A 20,900-nucleotide genomic window follows, 5' to 3' on the forward strand; every position below is an offset into this window, starting at 1 on the left:
CCGGCGGGCGTCCCGCGCGCCGGCTAGCGATAGTGCAGGGCGATCAACTCGGCGACGCAAGCCGGGCGTTTGCCGCCTTCGATCTCGATCACGAGATGGTAGTTCACGCGCAGGCCGTCGGGAGGCACGTCCTCCGTCTCGGCAACGGTGACGCGGCCGCGCAGCTTTGAGCCCGCCGGGACCGGCGCAAGGTACCGGATCCTGTCCGCGCCGTAGTTCAGGGTGTTGCGCAGGCCCTTCAGCCCCATTACCGATCGGATAAACATCGGCGCCAGCGCCAGCGACAACAGTCCGTGGGCGATGGTGGTGCCGCCGGGCAGTTCCTTCCTCGCACGCTCCTGGTCGACATGGATCCACTGCTCGTCGCACGTCGCTTCCGCAAACCTGTTGATCCGATCCTGCGTCACCTCGATCCAGTCGCTGACGCCGATTTCGGTGCCGACCGCGGATCTGATCTCGTCGAAATCGCTGAATATTCGCATGTCCGTCACCTCGTCAGATATTCATTTCCGGGACGTGGTCGGGGACGACGAGGTCGGCCTCCGTCACCGCCATGACTTCACCGACGCTGACGCCCGGCGCGGTCTCCAGCAGCGTGGCCTTGCCGTCCGGGAAGCCGATCACCGCCATGTCGGTGACGACGAGATGGACGGGCCGCGCGGAGGTTAGCGGCAACGTGCACTTGCCGACGATCTTCGACTTGCCCTTTGCGGCATGCTGCATGGCGACGATGACGCGCTTGGCGCCGCTGACGAGGTCCATCGCGCCGCCCATGCCGGGCACCATCTTGCCAGGGATCATCCAATTGGCGAGATGGCCGTGCGCATCGACCTGAAGACCGCCGAGCACGGTGACATCGACGTGGCCGCCGCGGATCAATCCGAACGACATCGCGCTGTCGAAGGTGCTGGCGCCGGGCAGCGCACTGATCGGGCGTCCGCCTGCGTCCGTCAGCGTCGGATGCGCCAGACCTTGCTCGGGGATGGGCCCGGTGCCGATCAGTCCGTTCTCCGACTGGAAGAATACTTTCAGATCCGCCGGAACGTAGTTCGCAACCAGCGTCGGAATGCCGATGCCGAGATTGACGAGGTCGCCGCTCTTCAGCTCCTTGGCGACGCGCCGGGCGATGACAATCTGCGGATCCATGGGTCACCCGTTCGCAATGAGGTAGTCGACGAGCGGTGCCGGCGTCACGACGTGGTCGGGAGCGATCACACCGACGGGCACGATGTTCTCGGCCGTCACGATCACCGTGTCGGCCGCCATCGCCATGATCGGGTTGAAGTTGCGCGCCGTCAGCGCGTAGGTCAGGTTGCCGAGGTAATCCGCGAGAAAGGCGTGCACCAGCGCGAACTGCGCACGCAGGGCCGTCTCCAGCACGTACGGCTTACCCTCGACTTCGATCTGGCGCTTGCCTTCCGCAACCAGCGTGCCGACACCGGTCGACGTCAGGACGCCGCCCAGGCCGCATCCGCCGGCGCGAATGCGCTCGGCAAATGTTCCCTGCGGTATGAGATCGACGGCGATCGTGCTAGCCAGCATCTGCTGCTGCGCCTTCGCATTGAGACCGATATGCGTTGCGGTCAACCGCGACACCAGCGCAGCGTCGAACAGCTTGCCGACGCCTTTGCCGGGGGTCGCAGCGTCGTTGCAGATCAACGACAGGCCGGTCTTCTTCTGGCGCACGATCTCGTCGAGCAGTCGCTCCGGTGTCCCGACGCCCATGAACCCGCCGACCATGACGCTGGCGCCCGCCGGGATCATTGCGACGGCTTCTTCGACGGAAACGACCTTCATGACGACAACTCCGGTCGGGGCACAGAAGCGACGGTTGTTGAATGTTGGGGGGCGCCGGCCGCGCGCCCTTGATCTGCGTCAAGCCCCCGCATTATTCGCGACTGCGATTCCCACGCTTTCGAGCGCGTCGCTCCAGAGCTTGCGCAACTCGGTGTGTCGGCGTTCGAGCGCCGCGCCGACGACATCTCTGAAAGGCACCAGGTCCGGCCCCTTCAGGAACATGATTTGAGCCTGCAACAGCCGGCCGCTCTCGAATTCGATCCGGCGCAGCGCCACCGCGAAGGGATCGTTCGCATTCGCCTCGATCGGCAGCAAGGCCGCCGGTCGTATTCCGGCATGAACGGCATGGGCAAGCGTGGTCAGGTGCACCGCTTGCGCAAGTAAGCTTTCGCTGATGCCTTTGATCGGCGTCGGGAACCATGCTGTCTCCCAGGACGTGGCCATGTAGCACAGGGCAAGGTCAGGCACCCACGTGGTTGCGCGCATCAGAAGCGAGACGATCTCGGTCTCGCGGTAGAACTGCGCGTTCAACTCGCTCTGCCAGGCGGACTGAAGCTTGAGGGGCAGGGTGAACGCGAACTGCCGCGCCAGGGCGCCATGGGCGGAGATCAGGAAAGCGGCGGCGCGCGTCTGCTGGTGCGGTGGTACGCGACCTTCGGGATCGAGAGGTCCAAAGAATCCGCTCATGTTGACGTCCCCTGCACGGGGATCGCGCGCAGATGATCGTAGCCGGCGGGAAACGGGGTGAGCTCATCGCCGGGATCTTCCGGCGCAATCCAGACCGCCTTGTTGCCCCGCCAGCGTCCGGCCAGCACGTCATCGGCGAAGCGCGCGAGCAGGTCAGCTGTGAGCGCACCCTTCTCGAGCGTAAAGGCGTGATAGGCACGCGGGATGATCACGAGCGCGCTGTCGGGGATTTCGACCCGCAAGGTCTCGTGCAGCGCGCGCGGCGTCAGGAAGTCGAACTCGCCGTTCAGGATCATGGTCGGCACGGCGATCGACGAAAGCTGCGGCGTCAGCGGCTGAAAGTCGAGAAACGACTCCATCAGGTTCTGAAGCGCGTAGACATCGTTGACCAGCCAGCCCTGCCGCTTCACGCTGTCGAGCTTGTTCAGCAGCGGCTTGAGCCATTCATCGGACAGGTTCATCGGCAGCAGCAGATCCTGGAGATAGCCGGTGCCGCCCAGGATCAGTCCGGTGCGCAGGGCATTGCCGATCAAGAGAAGCTGGGGCGAAAGCTCGGCAAAGCAGCTCATCGGCACCAGGCCCGAAAGGCGCTTGCCATGCTCGATGGCGTAGCGAAGCGCGATCAAGCCGCCGAAGCTGATACCGCTGAGGAAGATCGGCTCATCGCCGAGCTCGCCGATCAGGCGATGCAGCGCCAGGACCTGGTCGTCCTGATTGATGAAGAGCGCGGGCTTGTCGGAGGCGCCCTGACCGAGCAGATCGAAGGTCGCAACGCGAAACCCACGCGCGATCAGCGCGTCGCGATAGGGGGTCCACAGTTCGGAATATTGTGTCAGTCCGTTGACCAGCACATAGGCCGGCGCCTTGGCAGGACCGTCGAGCTCGTACCGGATCCGGTAGGAGCCGTGGCTGAGGAAAGGCATCGCGGCGCCCCGGCGGGAAATTCGTCGTGGAAATTCTCGCGCGCGCAGTGCGAATTCCCTTGCGCTAGATCAAGGGTCGCGCCGCCGCCGCTCATAGCGTTTGAAAAAATGTAGCCTGCCGGAGGAATTCGCCATGATCGTGAGACATGTCATGCGGCGATATCTCATCAGCCTGCTGTTGCTGTTGATCGGGACATCGCTTGCGGTCGCGCAGCCGTTCTCGCGCCGCTCGTCGCAGGTGCAGCACGACGGGTTGAAGAAGACCTACGAGATCGCCAACTTCCGCCTCGGCGGAAAGTACGATCTCGCCGATCCCTCGAAATGGGAGAATGGCGGCGAGGGCGGCGTCACGCTGGAATCGCTTGGCGCCGGGAAACTGCACACGGCCTATATCGCGGTCGGCACGCCGCGGCGCAATGCCGCCGGCGAGATCACCAATGCCGTCGTCATCAACTCATACTATTCCGGCGATTCCACCGACATGTATGAGCAGTGGGTCAAGGGCGCCGCCTTGTCCGGCACCGTGCCCATCATCGGTCCGGGCCGGCCGATCGATACCGACCGCTATTACGTCATCATGGTCGACCCGCTCGGGACCTGGGGCGCGAGCAAGCCGTCCGACGGGCTTGGCATCAAGTTTCCGCAGTACAGCTACTATGACATGGTCCAGGCCAATTACCGGCTGCTGCGCGACGAGCTGAAGGTCGCGCGCGTGGCCCTCGTGTCGGGCGTCTCGATGGGCGGCACCCAGACCTATGTCTGGGGCGTGATGCATCCGGAATATATCGGCGCGCTGATGCCGATCGGTGGCACGACGCAGTCGGATGGCGAGGATCCCGTCGGCAACTGGACGTTCCAGATGATGACCGCAGCGATCGAATCCGATCCGGTGTGGCAGGCGACGAAGGGCGATTATTACAAGCTGCCCAAGGAGAAGCATCCGATGCCGGGCGTGGCATTCGGCTGGTCGATCCTCGGCATGACGGGCTATGACTTTGCCTTCCGTACGTCCCAGAACTGGGGGGCCGTCCAGCCCGAAATCTTCTATTGGGACCCACCGAACGAAAAGGCGGCGCTGAACGTCGTCAACCGTGCCAAGCTTTACGACGCGGTCGACCTCGTCTGGCGCAACCGGGTCGGCGAAACGCACAACATCAACGCTTATCTCGGCCGCATCCAGGCGCGCACGCTGGTGATGCACATCACGAACGACCTTTGGCTGAACTTCAAGCTGGCACAACAGGCGGTCGACCGCGTGCCCGGTGCGGACCTTATCGCTCAAGAAAGCCCGGTCGCCCATTATGGCGTGTTTCCGATCATCAACCAGCGGAAGAACGACCCGAAGTTCGTCGCCTTCATGGACGATGTCGCAAGCCTCGATCGCGCGCAGAAGTTCGTCGACAAGAACTATCGCGTGCCCGGCGTCGCCGGGAATATCGATCCGAAGAAGTCGTTCTGGAAGGAGTTCGTGACCTACCCCTATCCGGTCAAATACGCCAACGCCAAGGACAAGAGCGGCAATACCTGGCAGATCGGCTACATGGATGAATATGCCGGCACCGACAAGGATCCGAAGGTCCTCGTCGTCATCCATGGCAAGGGCGCTTTCGGCGGCCACTACGGCAACATCATGCAGTATGCGCTACGCAGCGGCCTGCGCGTGATTGTGCCCGACCTGCCGCATTACGGCATGTCCGGGCCCGGCAATCTCGACAAGAGTCTGGCGCGCACCATGCAGGACATGCGCGAGGTCATCTACGACCTCGTCGTCAACCAGCTCGGCGTCAAGAAAGCGTACTATCTCGGCCATTCGCTCGGCGGGCAGTTCGTGATGGGTTACGCCCTGACCTGGCCGGATGCGGTGCAGGGCCTCGCACTGGAGGCGCCGTCGGGGCTCGAGGAATATCCGCGCGACATCACTATCGCCAAGGGCAAGAAGGCGCGATTGTTCGACCCGGCCTTCGATCATGACTTCGACAAGTGGAAGGCGACCTGGGACCAAACCGGCATTCTGGCCGCGGAGAAGGCGCGTGACGAGCAGAACATCCGCGATTTCTTCTACTTCAAGAAGCGCGACCCTGAGACCGGCGCGGTGTCTGCGGCGAAGAGCGGCTATTTCTTCAGCGACAGCGAATATGCCCGCCTCCACACCGAGCAGCGCGTCGGGCTGACCAAAGGTAATCCGAAGGAGCTCGAGCAGTGGTGCAACGTGTTCATCTATGACGTCTACACGATCGGTGCGGAGCTCCAGCAGGATGATCCGAAGAACCTCTACGAGCGACTCACGCAGATCAAGGCACCGATCTTTCTCGCCTTTGGCGACAAGGAGCCGTTCATCCCGACGCCCGCCTTCAACGGGCTGACGGATCTCGGCCGCGACGCCATCACACCGTTCATGACGCGCATGACCAATGCGGGTAACCGGCCGATCCTCAAGATCTATCCGGAGACCGGGCACTTCATTCATACCGACAACCCGGTCGAGTATCCGGCCGACGTCGTGGATTTCGTGACGAGGGGAAGCGTCGACACGTCATCGCCGCTCGGGACCGATCGCATGATCAAGGGCTCGGTGGTTTCGGCCCTGCCGGTGGCACCGACGCCGCCAGGCGCGGCGCCCACTGCCGGCCTGAACAAGTAGGACCGGTTCATGCCGAGGGTGCAGGCGGGTGAAATTCAGCTGGGCTGGCGAGAGTGGGGACACGGCGACATCACCGTCGTCTTCATCCACGGCAATCTCGCCAGCAAGGACTGGATCGAGCTCGCTGCGCCGCTTTTTCCCTCCGGCCTCCGTGTGATCGGGATCGACTGGCGCGGCTGCGGCGACAGCGATCGGCCGAAGCCCACGGTCGATTATACCAACTATACGATGCAGCAGCACGCGCAGGACATGCTGGCTGCACTGGATACGCTGGGTATCAATTACTGCCATCTTGCAACGCATTCGACCGGCGGCATCATTGCGGCCCGCATGCTGTTGATGCAGCCACGCCGGTTCGGACGGGTGTTTGCGCTTGATCCGGTCACCCCGCTCGGCATGGCATTCAATGCCGACCAGATCGGGCTGTTCCGCGCGATGATGGCGAGCAAGGAGTTGACCCGGTCGGTGATGGCGACCGCAGCGTCATCTTTGTTCGTGCCGGAAAGCATGGCGCCGAATATGATCCCGCAATTCCGTCCAGGGATCCCGGACATCCAGGCGCTGTTCGACCGGATCATCGAACAGACCTTTGGTGTCTCCGAGGGCATCTGGATCGGCACGCCCGTCAATCTCACCCGCGAGAAGGAGAGCCGCGAGCTGGAGCTCCGGATGCCGGATATCGGGCATTCGCATCTGGTGCTCTGGGGCGAGTGGGACGGCTGGATTCCGCCGGCCGATCTTCGCAGGATGGCCGAGGCGATGCCGGATTGCCGGCTCGTCGTGGTGCCCCGGGTCGGACATTCAATGAATCTCGAACTGCCCGCACTCTACGCCGGCTATTTCGGTGCGTGGTTCGGCGGGCTAACGGCATAGGACTTGCAGCATAACCAGGAGGAACGACACCATGGCCGACATCAATCCATCTGCCGAAGGCATTCGTACGATGCTAGCCGAGACGCTCGGCCGTCTGCGCAAGGCCAATGCGGAATATTTCGAGCAGCTGGAGAAGGGCCTGAGCGCCTCGCCGCTGCCGATTGCCAACCAGGCCAAGGAATTCTGCAGCTACATGCAGCGCAACGTCGCTGCGACATTTGATCTCGGCGACAAGATCATTCAGGCCAAGGACATGCAGGACGCGCTCAAGATCCAGTCCGATTTCTTCCAGGAGCAGATGCGTTTGCTCACCGATCAGACCAGGAGCATGGGCGAGTCCGCAATGAAGGCGGCGGCAGGGGCCTTTACGCCGAAGGCGTGAGCAGTGCGGTTGCCTCGGGGCGCGCGATGGCGGTTCAGTTCCTGCTCGGCACCTTCGTCAGCGTGATCGACATCATGATCCACGCGCTGGTGACCGTTGCAGCGATCGACATCGCTCGCGCGGCGGGATTGCAGCATACGTCGCGGCCTCGATCGCATCTGATGGCCGTGATGGTCACGACGGCTGTCATTTTGATGGTCGCGCATACGGTTGAGGTGCTGGTCTGGGCGCTGGCCTATGCCGTGGTTGGCGCAGCGCCTGCCGGAAGCGATCTGCTGTATTTTACCTTCGTGAACTACACCACGCTCGGCTATGGCGATATTACTCCCGTGGAGGGGTGGCGGCTAACCGGACCGATGACCGCAATGAACGGAATCCTGATGTTCGGCTGGTCCACCGCCGTCTTGTTCGAGGTGCTGCGCAAGACGCTCGAACATCTCGCCGCTATTGCGGCCGCCGGGTCTAGTTCTGCAGATCGAGGCTAGCGAGCTGCGGCCGATCCAGCAGCACGATCTGGCGCTGGTTGCTGCCGATGAAGCCGAGGATGCCGAGCTCGTGCAGTCGCGACAGCGCGCGGGACACGGTCTCCAGGGTCAGTCCGAGATAGTCCGCGATGTCGCGCCGCGACATCGGGAGCGCCAGGATGCCCGCGGCCGTCAGCCGCTTGTCCATTTCGATCAGGAAGGCCGCGACCCGCTCCAGCGATGTCTTGCGGCCCAGCAGCAGCATGTGGTCTTCGGCATGCTGAAGATTGCTGGTGGTCATGCTGAGCAGATTTCGAGCGACCATGGCGTCGCTTTCCGCAACGAGCTCGAGGCTTTGCCGCCTGACCAGGCGAACCGCGGTGTCGACGACGGCCTCCGCCGTGAATCTGTGTTCGCTGCCGTTCTCCAACCCGAATATGTCGCCGGCCAGGTGAAACGCGCCGATCTGGCGGCGGCCGTCGGACAGCAACTTGTAGCTTCGGACCGCGCCCAGCTTGACCTGGTAGACGTAGTCCGCGGGCTCCTTCTCGCCGTAGATCTCGGTACCCTTCTTGTAGGCAAATTCGTTTAAACTGATGATCGGATTCGAATCACTGGTCATTCCGAGTTCGCGCAGCGAGTTGGGGCGAGGGGAGGTATCGATGGCGCTACGGATGAACATGGCCAACTCCCGAACTGATGATGATGTGATAGCCCGCCATCGTTGAGGGGAAGGAGCCGCCGATACCCCCATTCCCGCATGGGTGGCTTACGACTAAAACCGCATATTCAGCCATTGTCTCTAGGTTCATTGTACCAAAGGACAGCGCAGCGAACGGTGCGCTAAATGAGATGATTGGCATGGGGCCTGCCCGATCTCTGGGGAGTATGGTGCGATCGAGATATTTCGGCATAATGTTGCTGTTCGATTATGCCGTGACTTCGGACGGACGGTGGCTTCCTTCGGGTGGCTTTTGATTAGCACTTCGCGATTTCGTGGCTTGCCCACGGTTCTGTGAGTGGCTCGAGAGGGGACATTGCCAGGCCTCGTTTATGTCGTGGACGACGACGAATCGTTTCGAGTGGCAATCGAGCGCCGGCTCAAGGTTGGCGGCTATGAGGTCGTGACGCATTCATCGGCGCAGGAGCTGCTTGATCACATGCCGGATGCTTCAAGACCCGGATGCATCCTGCTCGACGTGCAGATCCCCGGGCTGAGTGGACCCGAGTTGCAAGCACGGCTCATCGAACTGGGTTCGATGCTGCCGATCGTGTTTCTCACCGGTCATGCCGATACCGCAACCACCGTCCGCACCATCAAGGCCGGGGCGGAGGATTTTCTGACCAAGCCGGTTTCATCGGAGCAATTGATCGATGCGATCGAACGGGCATTGGCCCGCTGGGAAGCCTCGCGCGGCCGACAGAGCAAGCTCGACGCGCTACGTGCTCTTTTGGCGTCGCTGACGCCGCGCGAACGGCAGGTGTTCGACCTGATCGTGCGCGGCAAGATAAACAAGCAGATCGCCCATGAGCTTGGGACCACCGAACGTACGGTGAAGGCGCATCGCCATCAGGTGATGGAGAAAATGCGGGTGCCTTCGTTCGCCGAGCTGGTTTCAATCGCCGAGCGCTTGGGTCTGCTCGATCCCGGGAAGATGTAACTAACCGGTCGGTACATGAGCCCGTCGCTGTTGTTCTCATTGCGTCCTGTACGAAGGGACAATATGAAACTTTGTTGACAGAATCCGGCAGAAGCTGCGTAGTGTTTTCTCGTCGAGAGCGGCGCGGAATTATCAAACGACCGGATCAATAGCGATATCGCCGCAACTTCTCCGGACTCAGAAAGAGATCTCTTGTCCGCACGCAGATTCATTTTCGTTGTGGATGATAATTCTTCCGTGCGCCGAAGCATAGAGCGTCTGCTTCGCGAGCGTGGCTTCGATGTGATCCCGTTCGACTCGGCCAGCGCACTGCTGCGTCATGGCCGTTTCGACGAAGCCTGTTGCATCGTTCTGGATATCAACCTGAACGGCGAATCCGGCATCGTTCTCCGCCGCAGGATCGCGCAGGAGGGCGCTACCGTGCCGGTCATCTACATCACCGGCAACGACAGCCACGCGAACCAGGCGGCGGCGATCGAGTCGGGATGTGTTGCCTATCTGACGAAGCCGTTTGCCGCGGATGCATTCATCGAGTCGGTGGAACGTGCCTGCACCGGAAGCGTCTAACCCGATCGCGCTCGTTCATTCGTCGATGTCCTGTTCAAATGTCTTTGCCGCCGCGCCCTTGTGGACGGAGGCGAACTGGGTGAGCGGCAGTGAAGTCGTCACGGCCAGAAGGCTGGAATCAACCACCACGAGTACCAGTGCCTTTCCGGACTCCATCGCTGTGACGAAGCTGTGATCCACGACGTCGGCGGCGATGCAGGCGTTGGTAAGGCACCAGTTGTAGGGGAGCAGCTGCTCGCTGCCCTGATCGACCGTCAGCTTGGCTGGCTGTTTTAGATACATGCCGACCGGAACGAACACTTGCAGCCGCGCGGCGCGGTCGCCGTCACGCTCGATCAGGTCCACGCGTACCGCCGTTTGCCCGGTCGGAAACTTGCCCGTGATCGACGTCCGGCACAGCGCACGCGCACCGCCCGGCTTGAAGCAGAGCTTCTGCCAGTCGCCGAAAGTGATGTCCTTGGCTTCGCGCTGTCCGCGGGGCGCGATTTCGGCGGGTTTCGCCTGGCGCGCCTGCTGTTGCGCTGCAGCGGCGCTCAGAACCGAAGCTGGTCCGGTGATAGCGGCAGCGAACAGAATCGACAGGCAGGCGCGTGCAGGCCTGGGCCACGGTGTTGAAGCTGTGTCGATCATGACAGTGTCTCCAGGCGCCGCGCTTGCGGCTACTTCTGTGCGTCGAGGAATTTTTCGACGAGCGGCGACCACATCGGGATCGCATCGGGCGAGCCGACGAAGAAATGACCCTCATTGCCGAAGGGCGGCATCAGATGATACTCGGCCCTGCCGCCGGCGGCGGTGAAGGCGTCATGCATGCGTTTCGACAGGGCCGGGCCGAAGAACGTGTCGTTTTCGATGTAGAACCACAGCATCGGCACCCGCGAGGTCCGGCCGAAATCCGCGGTCGCTTCGACCAGCCTGTCCGGTGCGCAGTTGTTGTTGGGCTTGCCGTCGACGCGTCCGCCGCGACCGGCTGCAAAGGTGATGATCGCCTTGACCTGCGACGGGTTCACGCTCGACAGCGCGATCGAACCCCAGCCACCGGCGGACTGCCCGATGACGATGACGTCCTTCGCGAGCACGCGTTTCTCGGCGACCATGTAGTCGATGATCCAGAGGTCGACCTGTGCCAACGCGCGTCCGGCATCCTTGAAATTTGGATTGCTGCAGTTGCCGATTTTGGCGAAGAAGGGCCCGTAGAGTCCGCGCTCGGGAATGTCGATGGCGGCCGCGCCATATCCGGTGCCGACCGGCGCCACGACGAAATAGCCGTGTTCTGCGAACCACTTCGCGGCGTCGCGGAATTCCACCAGCGGAAAGAAGCTCCGGTCGACCGGCTTGAGCGACACGCCATGGTTCATGATCGCGAGAGGAAAGGGGCCGTCACCGACGGGGCGTACCACGTAGGCGAGCATCGGGAGCGGGAGCTGCAGCGCCCAGATTTCCTCCTGGATGGGGCCGCCGTCTGCGGCCCGCGCCGGGGCGAACAGGCAGATCAGGAGGGCCAATGCCGCCGCTATCGACTTTAGGGCTGGGGCATGCAGGAGATTCATGCGCGCCTCGCTCAACCGGCGAATGTGCTGGCCACGATAATCGGGCCGAGCACGGTCAGGACGACATTGCCGACCGCGTAAGGCACGGCGACCCCGAGCACCGGCGTCTGGCTTTCGGCAACATCGCAGGCACCGGTTACGGCGGCGTCGACCGTCATGGCTCCGGCCAGCGCGCCGCAAATAATGACCGGGTTCATCCGCAGCACACGATGGGCGAACAGGGTTGTAACAACGAGCGGCACCAGCGTGACGATCAGGCCCATGCCGACCAGCAGCATGCCGTGCGACTGGATCGCAACCCATGCCGCATGGCCGTTGCCGAGCCCGATCGCTGCGATGAAGCCGCCGAGCCCGAGATCGCTGAGCGTCTGCTGTGCCGCGGGCGGCATTGCGCCTATCGTGGGCCGCCTCGAGCGCAGCCAGCCACAGAACAGCCCGGCGATCAGGGCGCCGCCGCCACCGCCCAGCGTGAGCGGGACTGAGCCGATCTTGACGCTCGCGAGCCCGGCGAGCAGGCCCACGGCGATGCCCGCGGCAAGGAACGCGATGTCGGTGCGGTCGCCCGAGCGCAGAATCTGGCCGACCTTCGCGGCGGCGCGCTCGATATTGCGGGTGCTGCCGACCAGCGTCATGACATCGCCGACATAGACGCGGGTGTCCGCGCTCAAGGGGACCGCGCGTCCCATCCGCGTCAAAGTACGCAGGAAAACGCCACGCGCGTTGTCGCCGACGCGTTCGGCGACGTCCTTGACAGAGCGGCCATGGAGCTTGCGGTTGTCGACGAGGACATCGATTACGTTGCCGGGGATTGCCCTGAGAATCTCGTCGGCGTCGATCTCGGTGCCAATGATCGGCTTTGCTGCAACAAGAACCGCGGTCCGTCCTGCGATGACGATGTCGTCGCCTGCTTCAAGAACGGTGTCGAGATGCGGCTCGACGTCGGCGCCCTGACGCACGATCCGCTCGACCACGCTACGACTGCCGATCTCGCCTTCGACGGCGCCGACGGTCCGTCCTGCTGCGACCGACACCCGGTAGGCGCGGGCCTGGAATTTTCGATAGTGCAGATTTTCAGTTTGTGGCGGGTCGCCACCCGAAAGCTCCGCCTCGAGCTTTGCGGCTTCCGCTTTCAAATCGATCCGCATCAATTTCGGCGCGACAAACGGCACGTACAGGAGCGTGAGGATATAGCCGAGCACGTAGGTGACGGCGTAGCCGGCGGCAATATTGGCGTCCTGCTGCTCCAGCACCTCTTTGGCGAGTCCGAGCTGGGCCAGTGCGCCAGATGCGGTGCCGATGACCGAGGACTGTGTCAGGGCTCCCGCAGCAAGACCGGAAGCGGTGCCGGGACCGAGCGCGAACACATGGGCAAATATGAGAACGATGACGAGGCCGGTCCCACCGAGCACGAGCGCGAGCGCGACCTGCGCCAGCGTGCGGATACTCAGCGAGGCAAAGAACTCGGGTCCGGACCGGTAACCGATCGTGAACACGAACAGGCTGAAGAGAATGACCCTGAGCAGGGAGGGAAACGTGAAGGTGCCGAGCTGCCCGATGAGGACGGCGATGATGAGCGTGCACGCCGTGGTGCCGATCGAAAAGCCGTGGATCCGGACCCGGCCAAGAATGGTGCCGAGTGCGACCGACAGCAGCAGGAAGATTTCCGGAGCGGCGGAGATGATCCACTTGACCGTGCTCATGACGCATGCCCTCCAGCGATTTGCGCCAAATCTGGTTCGTCAAACCCGGCGATGCTTGATCCAGATCAACCCCTGCCGAGGGCTAAGCCGCTCCCTGTTCAGGCTCTACAGCACCCGAGACCCGGCGTTCGGACATGAGCACGATGGATATCGCCCCTGTGTCGTCGATAGGCCGCGACGAAACGGTGCCAATCGCGCTGCTGCTGGCCTTCGCCGGCGGCTATCTCGACGCCTATACCTGGATCGTCCACGGCGTGATGGCCAACGCGCAGACCGCCAATCTCGTTCTGCTTTGGGTCTATGGGTCGATCGGCGACTGGACGAAAGCGCTCCACTTCGTTCCACCGATCCTCGCGTTCGCGGCCGGTATCGTGATCGCGGCATGGCTGCGCCGCGCAACCGGCGAGCGCGCCAGGGTGATCAGCACGCTGGTCGAGATCGTGCTTTTGGTCGTCATCGCCGTCCTGCACAACCGCCTGCCGGATCTCGCCGGAACGCTCGGCATTTCATTCGTCGCCGCCATACAGAGCGCCGTCTTCACCCGGGTCGAGGGCGTTGTCTTCAGTTCGGTGATGATCACGGGCAATATGCGGCAGGCGATTGAAGGTGCGTTCGCTGCAGCGTCCGGCGATGGATCGCTGCGCTCTCCAGGTATTTTCGCTACCTTGTGCCTCACTTTTGGCCTCGGGGCCGCCCTCGGCGCCTTCGCGACCAAGCAAATCCCGAATCTGGCGCTCGGTTTGCCCGTGATCGCACTGCTGGTCGTGCTGTTGCTCTGCGAAGCCCCGCGCGACGAGGCCAGCCTATGACGACTTCCGAGCGGAGAGCGCGCTGGACTTTCCTGTTTCCGCCGGCGACATGGCTTGCGCACTACCGCAGCGCCTGGCTGCGCCCGGACGCCGTCGCCGGCATCACCCTCGCGGCCTACGCCATTCCCGTGTCGCTCGCCTATGCTGCGCTGGCGGGCCTGCCGCCCCAGATCGGAATCTACGGTTACATGCTTGGCGGCATCGGCTATGCGCTGCTCGGGTCGTCGCGTCAGCTTGCAGTTGGTCCGACCTCCGCGATCTCGTTGATGATTGCGGCCTCCGTCGGAGCGTTGGCGGGCGGAGACGCGACAAAATACGCCGAGATCGCCAGCCTGGCGGCATGCGCGGTGGCGCTGCTCTGTCTGATCTCCTGGCTGTTCAAGCTCAGCGTTCTCGTCCGCCTGGTGAGTGACAGCATCCTGGTCGGATTCAAGGCCGGCGCCGGACTCACCATCATGATGAGCCAGTTGCCGAGCCTGTTCGGCGTCGCTGGCGGCGGTCACAATTTCTTCGATCGCGCCATCAAGCTTGCCGGACAGCTCGGCGGCATAAATTGGCTGGTTCTCGCGATCGGAGCCATCGCGCTCTTCTTCCTGCTGGTGGGAGAACGGCGGCTGCCCGGGAGGCCAGTCGGGCTCACGATCATGGCGCTGTCGATCGTCGTTGCGACGTTGCTCGGGCTTCCGTCGCTTGGCGTGCCGGTCACCGGCAAGATTCCCGAGGGATTGCCGTCAATCGGCTTGCCCAGGTTCGGTCTGTTGGAGCCCGACGAGCTCTTCCCGCTGGCTGCGGGTTGCGTGCTGCTGGCCTACATAGAAGGCGTGTCCGCCGCCCGCAGCTTCGCTGCCAAGCATGGCTATGCGCTTGATGTCCGGCAGGAATTTTTGGGGCTCGGCGCGGCGAACCTCGTAGCGGCATTCGGCCACGGCTATCCCGTGGCCGGAGGGCTGTCACAATCTGCGGTCAACGACAACGCAGGGGCGCGCACGCCGCTGGCGCTGATGATCTGTTCGGCGACGCTTGCGCTATGCCTGCTGTTCTTCACGGGCCTGTTGACGAATCTGCCCAAGGCAGTGCTTGCGGCGATCGTCTTTGCCGCCGTCTACAGACTGGTGGACATACGCGCGCTGTTGCGGATGTGGCAAGTCAGCCGCATCGACTTTTATGCCGCGGCCATTGCGCTGCTGGCAGTGTTGCTCCTCGGGATATTACAGGGCGTCCTGCTGGCGGCCATTGCATCGATCGTTCTGCTTTTGGCGCGGGCCTCACGCCCGAATGTCGCTTTCCTTGGTCGCCTGCAAGGGACCGGCCGTTACTCCGACAATGCGAGACATGAAGGCGTCGAGCCGCTGGTCGGAATCATCGCCTTTCGACCCGAAGCCTCGCTGCTCTATATCAATGCCGAAACGATCCTGGAAGCGGTGTTGGACACCTTGCTGAGGTCGGTCGATATCAGGCTGGTCGTCTGCGATCTCTCGGCCTCGCCCTATATCGATCTGGCCGGGGCGCGTATGTTGCACGATCTCTATGACGAACTCGCCTCCCGGAAGATCGCATTCGCGATCGTTGGCGCGCATGCACAGTTGCGCGATCTGTTGAGGGCTGAGGGTCTGGCGGAAAAGACCGACAGCGGAGCGTGGCTCCACTCGCTCGACAGCGTGCTGGGAGAGGGCAAAGCCGGGCAATCGCCGGATCCCAAACCGGAGGATCCGGCGGACTTGTTGGCCGGCCGGCTCTGACCTGTCCCATTGATCGCTCGCCGTCCTTCGCGCGGCAGCCGCCCGGACGATATTGCATCGCGAAGTGTTCCAGGCCTGTTCAAGATGCGCGACCGTTGACTTGGATCAATGGACCGAGGTGAGCGGGCACCACGATGCGGCCGGGACTTTGCAAAAGATCCGGAGAGAGACATGTCCAAGGACGCCAAGCCAGCAGAAAAGCGCATCGATCAGTTCATTTCCGGGCCCGGCGGGCGAGCGGACGACTGGCGCGATCTGGTCGAGGCAGCCAAGGCATGGGCGCGCGGCGGCGACCGCGCGAAGTATGATGCGGCGCTGGCCGATCTTTCCGTCATAGAGGAGTTTCACGGCTATCCCGGGCTGCAATTGATGGCGGCGTTGCGGGAGGCGGCCTCGGCGGGCGATGCGGCGGGCTCACTGAGCCTTGCGACGCGCATCACGCAGGCCCTGATGACGAGATCCTTCCGCCAACATGCCGGCGACTGGAATGCCAGGGATGACGGCAACGGCGATGCGCCCGAGCTCGTGCCCTCGAGTTTCGGGTCGCATGAGGGCCATCGGCCCTATTTTGAAACGCTGATCGTCACCGGCCTCTCGTCCGACAAATGGCCGGCGCTCGCTGCCGAATGGCGCAAGCTGCGACGTCCGGTGGATTCCTTCGTCTATGAGCCGGTGATCGTCGGCAGTCTTGAAGACGCCTTTTGTGCGACGATGCTCAATCCCACCATCGCGGCCGTGATCATCAACGAAGGGTTTGGCCTGCGCTCGCGTCACAACGCACCGATCCTGCGCACCATGACCGCGACGGCGGGCATCAATGACGAGACCGACGCGTCCGCACTCCGGCTTGCACACATCATCAAGCGGGTACGTCCCGAGCTTGACCTCTATCTGATGTCGAATCGCGACGTCGAGAAGATGGCGGGAGATCCCGACGCCAACGTGGTTCGGCGGATATTCTACTCGATCGAAGAGCTCCTCGAACTCCATCTCTCCATCCTCGAAGGTATCCAGGATCGATTCGACACACCGTTCTTCGACAATCTCAAGAAATACGCACAACGCCCGATCGGGACGTTCCACGCGCTGCCGATCGCGCGCGGAAAATCCGTGTTCAAGTCGGACTGGATCCGCGACATGGGCGAATTCTACGGCTTGAACCTGTTCCTTGCCGAGAGCAGCGCCACCACCGGCGGTCTCGACAGCCTGCTGGAGCCGACCGGCAACATCAAGAAGGCGCAGGACAAGGCGGCGCGCGCGCTCGGTGCGGACCGCGTTTTCTTCGTGACCAACGGCACCTCGACCTCGAACAAGATGGCGGTGCAGGCGCTGCTTGGGCCGGGCGACATCGCGATCGTCGATCGCAACTGCCACAAGTCGCACCACTACGGGATGGTGCTGGCCGGCGCCCAGCCGATCTACGTCGAAGCGTTTCCGATGACGGAATACTCGATGTACGGCGCGGTGCCGCTGAAGACCATCAAGCAGGCCCTGCTGAACGCCAGGGCCGATGGCCGGCTGGACCGTGTCAAGATGCTTGACCTGACCAACTGCACGTTTGACGGCCACATCTACAACACCCGGCGGGTGATGGAGGAATGCCTCGCCATCAAGCCCGACTTGATCTTCCTCTGGGACGAAGCCTGGTTCGGCTTTGCGCGATTCTCGCCGTTCCTGCGGCGACGGACCGCGATGGGCGCCGCCAATGAGATCGAGGCCTGGATGCACGATCCGAAATCGGTCGCGGCTTACGAGAAGCAACAGGCCGAGCTCGGCAAGACCCCCTCGGACGAGGTGCTGCTCAAGACCAGGCTGATCCCGGATCCGCGTCAGATCCGCTTGCGCGTCTACCAGACCAACTCGACCCACAAGTCGATGTCGGCGATCCGGCAGGGCTCGATGCTGTCCGTCAAGGACGTCGAATTCCACACCGTCGAGCAGCAGTTCAAGGAGGCGGTCTTCACGCATGCATCGACCAGCCCGAACCAGCAGATCATCGCGAGCCTCGACGTATCGCGGCGCCAGATGGAGCTCGAGGGCTATGGTCTGGTGTCCAATGCGATCGAAATCGCTTTCGCGATCCGCCAGGCGGTCAACAACAATCCGCTGATCTCCAAATACTTCCGGATTCTCGGCGCGGACGCGATGGTGCCGGCGCAATACCGCCAGAGCGGCTTTACCGACTATCTGGCCCCCGGCATGAACTGGGCGAACGCCCTGAAGAGCCTGGACGACGACGAGTTCTGCCTCGATCCGACCCGCATGACCCTGGTGTGCGGCACCGCCGGCTACGACGGCACGCAGTTCAAGGGAATCCTGGCCAACGAGTACGATATCCAGATCAACAAGACGTCACGCAACTCGGTGTTGTTCCAGTCCAACATCAACAACACGCGCAGCGACGTTGCGCATCTGGTAAGAGTGCTGGCCGAGATCGCGGGCGAGGTCGATCGCGGGCTGGTTCAGGGCGGCGTCAATGCGAAGAAGACCTTCGAGGCGCGGGTCAAGAGCCTGATGACGGACGTGCCGGACTTGCCGAACTTTTCGCATTTCCACCAGAGTTTCCGTGGCGATGCCGGCACCAAGACCAACGAAGGCGACATCCGCAGCGGTTTCTACTCGGCCTATGACGCGGCGGGGTGCGAATATATCCGGCTGGCCGATCCCGAGATCGACCGTCGTCTGAAGGCCGGTCCCGATCTCGTGTCTGCCAGTTTCGTGATCCCGTACCCGCCGGGCTTCCCGATCATGGTGCCGGGACAGGTCATCACCCAGGAAACCATCGACTTCATGCGCAAGCTCGATGTGAAGGAAATCCACGGCTACGACGCCAAGGAAGGGCTGAAGCTCGTACGTGCCGAAGCCCTGGCGAAGATTGGCCGGCCCAAGCCCGGTGCGACGCCGAAGCTGAAGGCCGCATCATAGATAGGGGACGACCATGCTAGGGTTTTTCACGTTCTTGCAGCAGAATCCGTTTCTGTTGCTGTTCTTCGTCGTCGGGCTCGCCGTCTGGATCGGCCGGGCCAGCATCAAGGGTTACGGCCTCGGCATGGTCGCTGGCGCCATCGTGGTCGGCGCCGGCCTAGCCGTCTGGGCTTCGAGCTACGGCGTGAAGCTCGAGCTGAACAACTTCGCCAAGAGCCTGTTCTACTACCTCTTCATGTACGGCGTCGGCTTGCGCGTCGGGCCGTCCTTCATCAACAGCCTGAGGGGGGACGGCATCAAATTCGTGCTCCTGGCGGTGGTGTCGAGTGTGCTCGGTCTGGCGCTCGTCGTCATTCTTTCAAAGCTCTTCGCGCTGCCGATCGGCGCCGCCGGCGGCATGCTGGCGGGGTCGCAGACCATGTCGGCCGCGATCGGTTCGGCCGAGCAGGCAATCACCTCGGGTGTCGTGAAGCTTCCCGAAGGGATGAAGCCTGAGGACGCGACCGGCATGATCGCGCTGTCCTACGGCATCACCTATATCTGGGGTACCGTCGGCATCATTTTGATCTGCAAGTACCTGCCGCGTTGGTGGGGTGTCGACGCCAAGGCGGCTGCCACGCAGTATGAGAAGGAGTTCGGCGTCAAGGATCTCGAGGGCGGCGGCCTGACCGGCTATCGGCAGTTCGGTCTGCGCGCCTACCGGCTCGACAATCCGGCCCAGGTCGGCATGAGCATCGCCAAATTCCGCACGATCAACCCGGAATACCGCATCGTCAACGTGGTGCGGGGCGGTCAACCGTTGGGAGCCGATCCCGAAATCGTGCTGCAAAAGGGAGACGTCGTCGCGCTCGGTGGCGCGACCGAGCATCTGACCGACAAGATGGGCCTGATCGGCCCCGAGGTTGCCGATGCCAAGGCGCTCGGTATTCCCATGGACCAGGCGGACATCCTCGTCACCAACAAGGAGATGGTCGGACGCACCTTCGAATCGTTCCGCGAGACAGCGTTGGCGGGCCAGTTGCAGGTCACCAAGGTCGAGCGTGGTGGTGTGCCGCTTGCCGCCGGTCTCAAGACCGAGTTGCAGCGGATGGATATCATCTCCGTTGTCGGTCTCAAATCGGCCGTCAACGAGCTCGGCGAGATGTGGGGGCGCATTGCGCGGACCAACACCTCGACCGATCTTCTCACGCTCGCCGCGGGCATGATCATCGGCTTCCTGATCGGCATGATCGAGTTTCCGGCCTTCGGTGCCAAGATCGGCCTCGGAAACGCCGGCGGTCTATTGCTATCGGGCGTGATCGTCTCGTCGCTGGTTTCGCGGCTGCGCTTCTTCGGCAACACGCCGAACGCGGCGCGCAACGTGCTGGAGGATCTCGGCCTCGTCGTCTTCGTCGCCATCGTCGGCGTCAATGCCGGCGCCGGATTGCTGGCGCAGCTCACGGGTGCGGTTGCCTTGAAGATATTCGTCGCCGGCTTTATCGCCTGCACGATCCCGCCTTTCGTCGTCTGGGCGATCGGCTACCACGTCTTCAAGATCAACCCCGCGGTGCTGATGGGCGGCGTTGCCGGCGCGCGGTCGCACTCCGGTCCGTGCCGCGAAGCGGCGGTGGAAATCCAGAGCTCCGTGCCCTGGATCGGATTCCCGGTCGGCTACGCCGTGTCGGGCATCCTGCTCACCGTGTTCGGCTACTTCGCAATGCTCCTTGCCCAATAGCTCGGCATCACAACCAAAGGGAAACGAAAGTCATGAGAAAAGTCGCCATCTGCGCCGTCCTGGCCACCGCGCTTGCAAGCATCGCCGGTTTCAGCACGCCATCGCGTGCCGAGACCGGCCAGGTTGCCGTGGTCTTCACCAAGGGCGGATTCATCGTCGGCGTCGGTGGCGGCGAGGGGGTTCTGCTTTATCGCGGCAAGAAATATCCCTTCACGGTCTCCGGCATGAGCGTCGGTTTCACGATCGGCGCCTCGACCACCAAGCTGGTCGGCCGCGCCCTCAATCTGAGGGGACCGGAGTCCATCGAAGGCTCCTACGCGGCGGGCGGCGCGGGCGGCGCCGTTGCCGCGGGCGCCGGGGCCGTTCAGTTGCAGAACGGCAACGGCGTGATCCTCCAGCTCAGCGGACCGAAGGTCGGCGCGGAAGTGTCGGCCGCCGTCGGCGGTGTGACGATACGGTTGAAGTAGACCA

At 62.9% G+C, this 20,900-nt stretch carries 20 protein-coding genes; 11 read left to right on the top strand and 9 right to left on the bottom strand.

Annotation, left to right across the window (positions count from 1 at the left end):
- Positions 1 to 23: 23 nt before the first annotated feature.
- From NR187_RS07385 to NR187_RS07405, 5 genes are all read right to left on the bottom strand, one after another.
- A complete protein-coding gene (locus NR187_RS07385; RefSeq protein WP_211384740.1) occupies positions 24 to 482 on the bottom strand; it encodes a MaoC family dehydratase in 459 nt (152 codons plus the stop codon).
- A gap of 13 nt (positions 483 to 495) precedes the next feature.
- The gene (locus tag NR187_RS07390; RefSeq protein WP_211384741.1) at positions 496 to 1,146 is read right to left on the bottom strand and encodes a 3-oxoacid CoA-transferase subunit B; all 651 of its coding nucleotides are present in this window, start codon (positions 1,144 to 1,146) and stop codon (positions 496 to 498) included.
- A gap of 3 nt (positions 1,147 to 1,149) precedes the next feature.
- Entirely contained in the window at positions 1,150 to 1,797 is a 648-nt protein-coding gene (locus NR187_RS07395; RefSeq protein ID WP_256806158.1) for a CoA transferase subunit A, read from the bottom strand.
- A gap of 78 nt (positions 1,798 to 1,875) precedes the next feature.
- On the bottom strand, positions 1,876 to 2,328 hold the full coding sequence (locus NR187_RS07400; protein WP_256806159.1) for a hypothetical protein: 453 nt from the start codon (positions 2,326 to 2,328) through the stop codon (positions 1,876 to 1,878).
- A 152-nt stretch (positions 2,329 to 2,480) separates the two neighbouring features.
- On the bottom strand, positions 2,481 to 3,407 hold the full coding sequence (locus tag NR187_RS07405) for an alpha/beta fold hydrolase (protein ID WP_211384744.1): 927 nt from the start codon (positions 3,405 to 3,407) through the stop codon (positions 2,481 to 2,483).
- 133 nt (positions 3,408 to 3,540) lie between these two features.
- On the opposite strand from NR187_RS07405, the gene NR187_RS07410 reads away from it, so the two are divergent.
- The 4 genes from NR187_RS07410 to NR187_RS07425 are packed head-to-tail and all read left to right on the top strand — an operon-like array spanning position 3,541 to position 7,788.
- On the top strand, positions 3,541 to 6,048 hold the full coding sequence (locus NR187_RS07410) for an alpha/beta hydrolase (protein WP_211384745.1): 2,508 nt from the start codon (positions 3,541 to 3,543) through the stop codon (positions 6,046 to 6,048).
- Positions 6,049 to 6,057: 9 nt separating this feature from the next.
- A complete protein-coding gene (locus NR187_RS07415; protein ID WP_211384746.1) occupies positions 6,058 to 6,921 on the top strand; it encodes an alpha/beta fold hydrolase in 864 nt (287 codons plus the stop codon).
- A gap of 31 nt (positions 6,922 to 6,952) precedes the next feature.
- A complete protein-coding gene (locus NR187_RS07420) occupies positions 6,953 to 7,303 on the top strand; it encodes a phasin (protein WP_211384747.1) in 351 nt (116 codons plus the stop codon).
- A 26-nt stretch (positions 7,304 to 7,329) separates the two neighbouring features.
- Complete coding sequence (locus tag NR187_RS07425) at positions 7,330 to 7,788, top strand: potassium channel family protein (protein WP_211384748.1); 459 nt, start codon at positions 7,330 to 7,332, stop codon at positions 7,786 to 7,788.
- On the opposite strand, the gene NR187_RS07430 is transcribed toward NR187_RS07425, so the two are convergent.
- Entirely contained in the window at positions 7,766 to 8,449 is a 684-nt protein-coding gene (locus tag NR187_RS07430) for a helix-turn-helix domain-containing protein (protein ID WP_211384749.1), read from the bottom strand. The genes NR187_RS07425 and NR187_RS07430 overlap by 23 nt on opposite strands.
- 355 nt (positions 8,450 to 8,804) lie before the next feature.
- Here NR187_RS07430 and NR187_RS07435 point away from each other — a divergent pair, with 355 nt between their 5' ends.
- Both NR187_RS07435 and NR187_RS07440 read left to right on the top strand, forming a co-directional pair.
- Positions 8,805 to 9,428, top strand: coding sequence for a response regulator transcription factor (locus NR187_RS07435; RefSeq protein ID WP_211384750.1), 624 nt, complete (start codon positions 8,805 to 8,807; stop codon positions 9,426 to 9,428).
- 192 nt (positions 9,429 to 9,620) lie between these two features.
- Positions 9,621 to 9,995, top strand: coding sequence for a response regulator transcription factor (locus NR187_RS07440; protein WP_211384751.1), 375 nt, complete (start codon positions 9,621 to 9,623; stop codon positions 9,993 to 9,995).
- Between the two features lie 15 nt (positions 9,996 to 10,010).
- On the opposite strand, the gene NR187_RS07445 is transcribed toward NR187_RS07440, so the two are convergent.
- From NR187_RS07445 to NR187_RS07455, 3 genes are read right to left on the bottom strand one after another with little or no spacing between them, the layout of a single operon-like run.
- Positions 10,011 to 10,625, bottom strand: a complete 615-nt coding sequence (locus tag NR187_RS07445) for an invasion associated locus B family protein (RefSeq protein ID WP_211384752.1) — start codon at positions 10,623 to 10,625, stop codon at positions 10,011 to 10,013.
- Between the two features lie 29 nt (positions 10,626 to 10,654).
- On the bottom strand, positions 10,655 to 11,542 hold the full coding sequence (locus NR187_RS07450) for a S9 family peptidase (RefSeq protein ID WP_211384753.1): 888 nt from the start codon (positions 11,540 to 11,542) through the stop codon (positions 10,655 to 10,657).
- An 11-nt stretch (positions 11,543 to 11,553) separates the two neighbouring features.
- Positions 11,554 to 13,242, bottom strand: coding sequence for an aspartate:alanine exchanger family transporter (locus NR187_RS07455; protein WP_256806160.1), 1,689 nt, complete (start codon positions 13,240 to 13,242; stop codon positions 11,554 to 11,556).
- 134 nt (positions 13,243 to 13,376) lie between these two features.
- Here NR187_RS07455 and NR187_RS07460 point away from each other — a divergent pair, with 134 nt between their 5' ends.
- The 5 genes from NR187_RS07460 to NR187_RS07480 all read left to right on the top strand — a co-directional run bounded on the left by NR187_RS07460 (position 13,377) and on the right by NR187_RS07480 (position 20,896).
- The gene (locus NR187_RS07460; RefSeq protein ID WP_256806161.1) at positions 13,377 to 14,051 is read left to right on the top strand and encodes a YoaK family protein; all 675 of its coding nucleotides are present in this window, start codon (positions 13,377 to 13,379) and stop codon (positions 14,049 to 14,051) included.
- Positions 14,048 to 15,790 carry a SulP family inorganic anion transporter gene (locus tag NR187_RS07465; RefSeq protein ID WP_256806162.1) on the top strand — a complete coding sequence of 581 codons (1,743 nt, stop codon included), beginning with the start codon at positions 14,048 to 14,050 and terminating at the stop codon, positions 15,788 to 15,790. Before NR187_RS07460 ends, NR187_RS07465 begins: the two co-directional genes overlap by 4 nt.
- 171 nt (positions 15,791 to 15,961) lie before the next feature.
- Positions 15,962 to 18,715: a decarboxylase gene (locus NR187_RS07470; RefSeq protein ID WP_211384757.1), complete on the top strand. Its 2,754-nt coding sequence runs from the start codon at positions 15,962 to 15,964 to the stop codon at positions 18,713 to 18,715.
- A gap of 13 nt (positions 18,716 to 18,728) precedes the next feature.
- Positions 18,729 to 20,429, top strand: coding sequence for an aspartate:alanine exchanger family transporter (locus NR187_RS07475; RefSeq protein WP_211384758.1), 1,701 nt, complete (start codon positions 18,729 to 18,731; stop codon positions 20,427 to 20,429).
- A gap of 32 nt (positions 20,430 to 20,461) precedes the next feature.
- Complete coding sequence (locus NR187_RS07480) at positions 20,462 to 20,896, top strand: hypothetical protein (RefSeq protein WP_211384759.1); 435 nt, start codon at positions 20,462 to 20,464, stop codon at positions 20,894 to 20,896.
- Positions 20,897 to 20,900 lie beyond the last annotated feature (4 nt).

This window comes from Bradyrhizobium sp. Bra64 (genome assembly GCF_024519875.1).
Classification (GTDB): domain Bacteria; phylum Pseudomonadota; class Alphaproteobacteria; order Rhizobiales; family Xanthobacteraceae; genus Bradyrhizobium; species Bradyrhizobium japonicum_G.

Coding starts and splice junctions, on each gene's coding strand:
- NR187_RS07395 (WP_256806158.1), bottom strand. CDS start 1,797: ATGAAGGTCGTTTCCGTCGAAGAAGCCGTCGCAATGATCCCGGCGGGC.
- NR187_RS07390 (WP_211384741.1), bottom strand. CDS start 1,146: ATGGATCCGCAGATTGTCATCGCCCGGCGCGTCGCCAAGGAGCTGAAG.
- NR187_RS07405 (WP_211384744.1), bottom strand. CDS start 3,407: ATGCCTTTCCTCAGCCACGGCTCCTACCGGATCCGGTACGAGCTCGAC.
- NR187_RS07430 (WP_211384749.1), bottom strand. CDS start 8,449: ATGTTCATCCGTAGCGCCATCGATACCTCCCCTCGCCCCAACTCGCTG.
- NR187_RS07455 (WP_256806160.1), bottom strand. CDS start 13,242: ATGAGCACGGTCAAGTGGATCATCTCCGCCGCTCCGGAAATCTTCCTG.
- NR187_RS07470 (WP_211384757.1), top strand. CDS start 15,962: ATGTCCAAGGACGCCAAGCCAGCAGAAAAGCGCATCGATCAGTTCATT.
- NR187_RS07425 (WP_211384748.1), top strand. CDS start 7,330: ATGGCGGTTCAGTTCCTGCTCGGCACCTTCGTCAGCGTGATCGACATC.
- NR187_RS07415 (WP_211384746.1), top strand. CDS start 6,058: ATGCCGAGGGTGCAGGCGGGTGAAATTCAGCTGGGCTGGCGAGAGTGG.
- NR187_RS07420 (WP_211384747.1), top strand. CDS start 6,953: ATGGCCGACATCAATCCATCTGCCGAAGGCATTCGTACGATGCTAGCC.
- NR187_RS07460 (WP_256806161.1), top strand. CDS start 13,377: ATGAGCACGATGGATATCGCCCCTGTGTCGTCGATAGGCCGCGACGAA.
- NR187_RS07410 (WP_211384745.1), top strand. CDS start 3,541: ATGATCGTGAGACATGTCATGCGGCGATATCTCATCAGCCTGCTGTTG.
- NR187_RS07385 (WP_211384740.1), bottom strand. CDS start 482: ATGCGAATATTCAGCGATTTCGACGAGATCAGATCCGCGGTCGGCACC.
- NR187_RS07480 (WP_211384759.1), top strand. CDS start 20,462: ATGAGAAAAGTCGCCATCTGCGCCGTCCTGGCCACCGCGCTTGCAAGC.
- NR187_RS07445 (WP_211384752.1), bottom strand. CDS start 10,625: ATGATCGACACAGCTTCAACACCGTGGCCCAGGCCTGCACGCGCCTGC.
- NR187_RS07475 (WP_211384758.1), top strand. CDS start 18,729: ATGCTAGGGTTTTTCACGTTCTTGCAGCAGAATCCGTTTCTGTTGCTG.
- NR187_RS07450 (WP_211384753.1), bottom strand. CDS start 11,542: ATGAATCTCCTGCATGCCCCAGCCCTAAAGTCGATAGCGGCGGCATTG.
- NR187_RS07465 (WP_256806162.1), top strand. CDS start 14,048: ATGACGACTTCCGAGCGGAGAGCGCGCTGGACTTTCCTGTTTCCGCCG.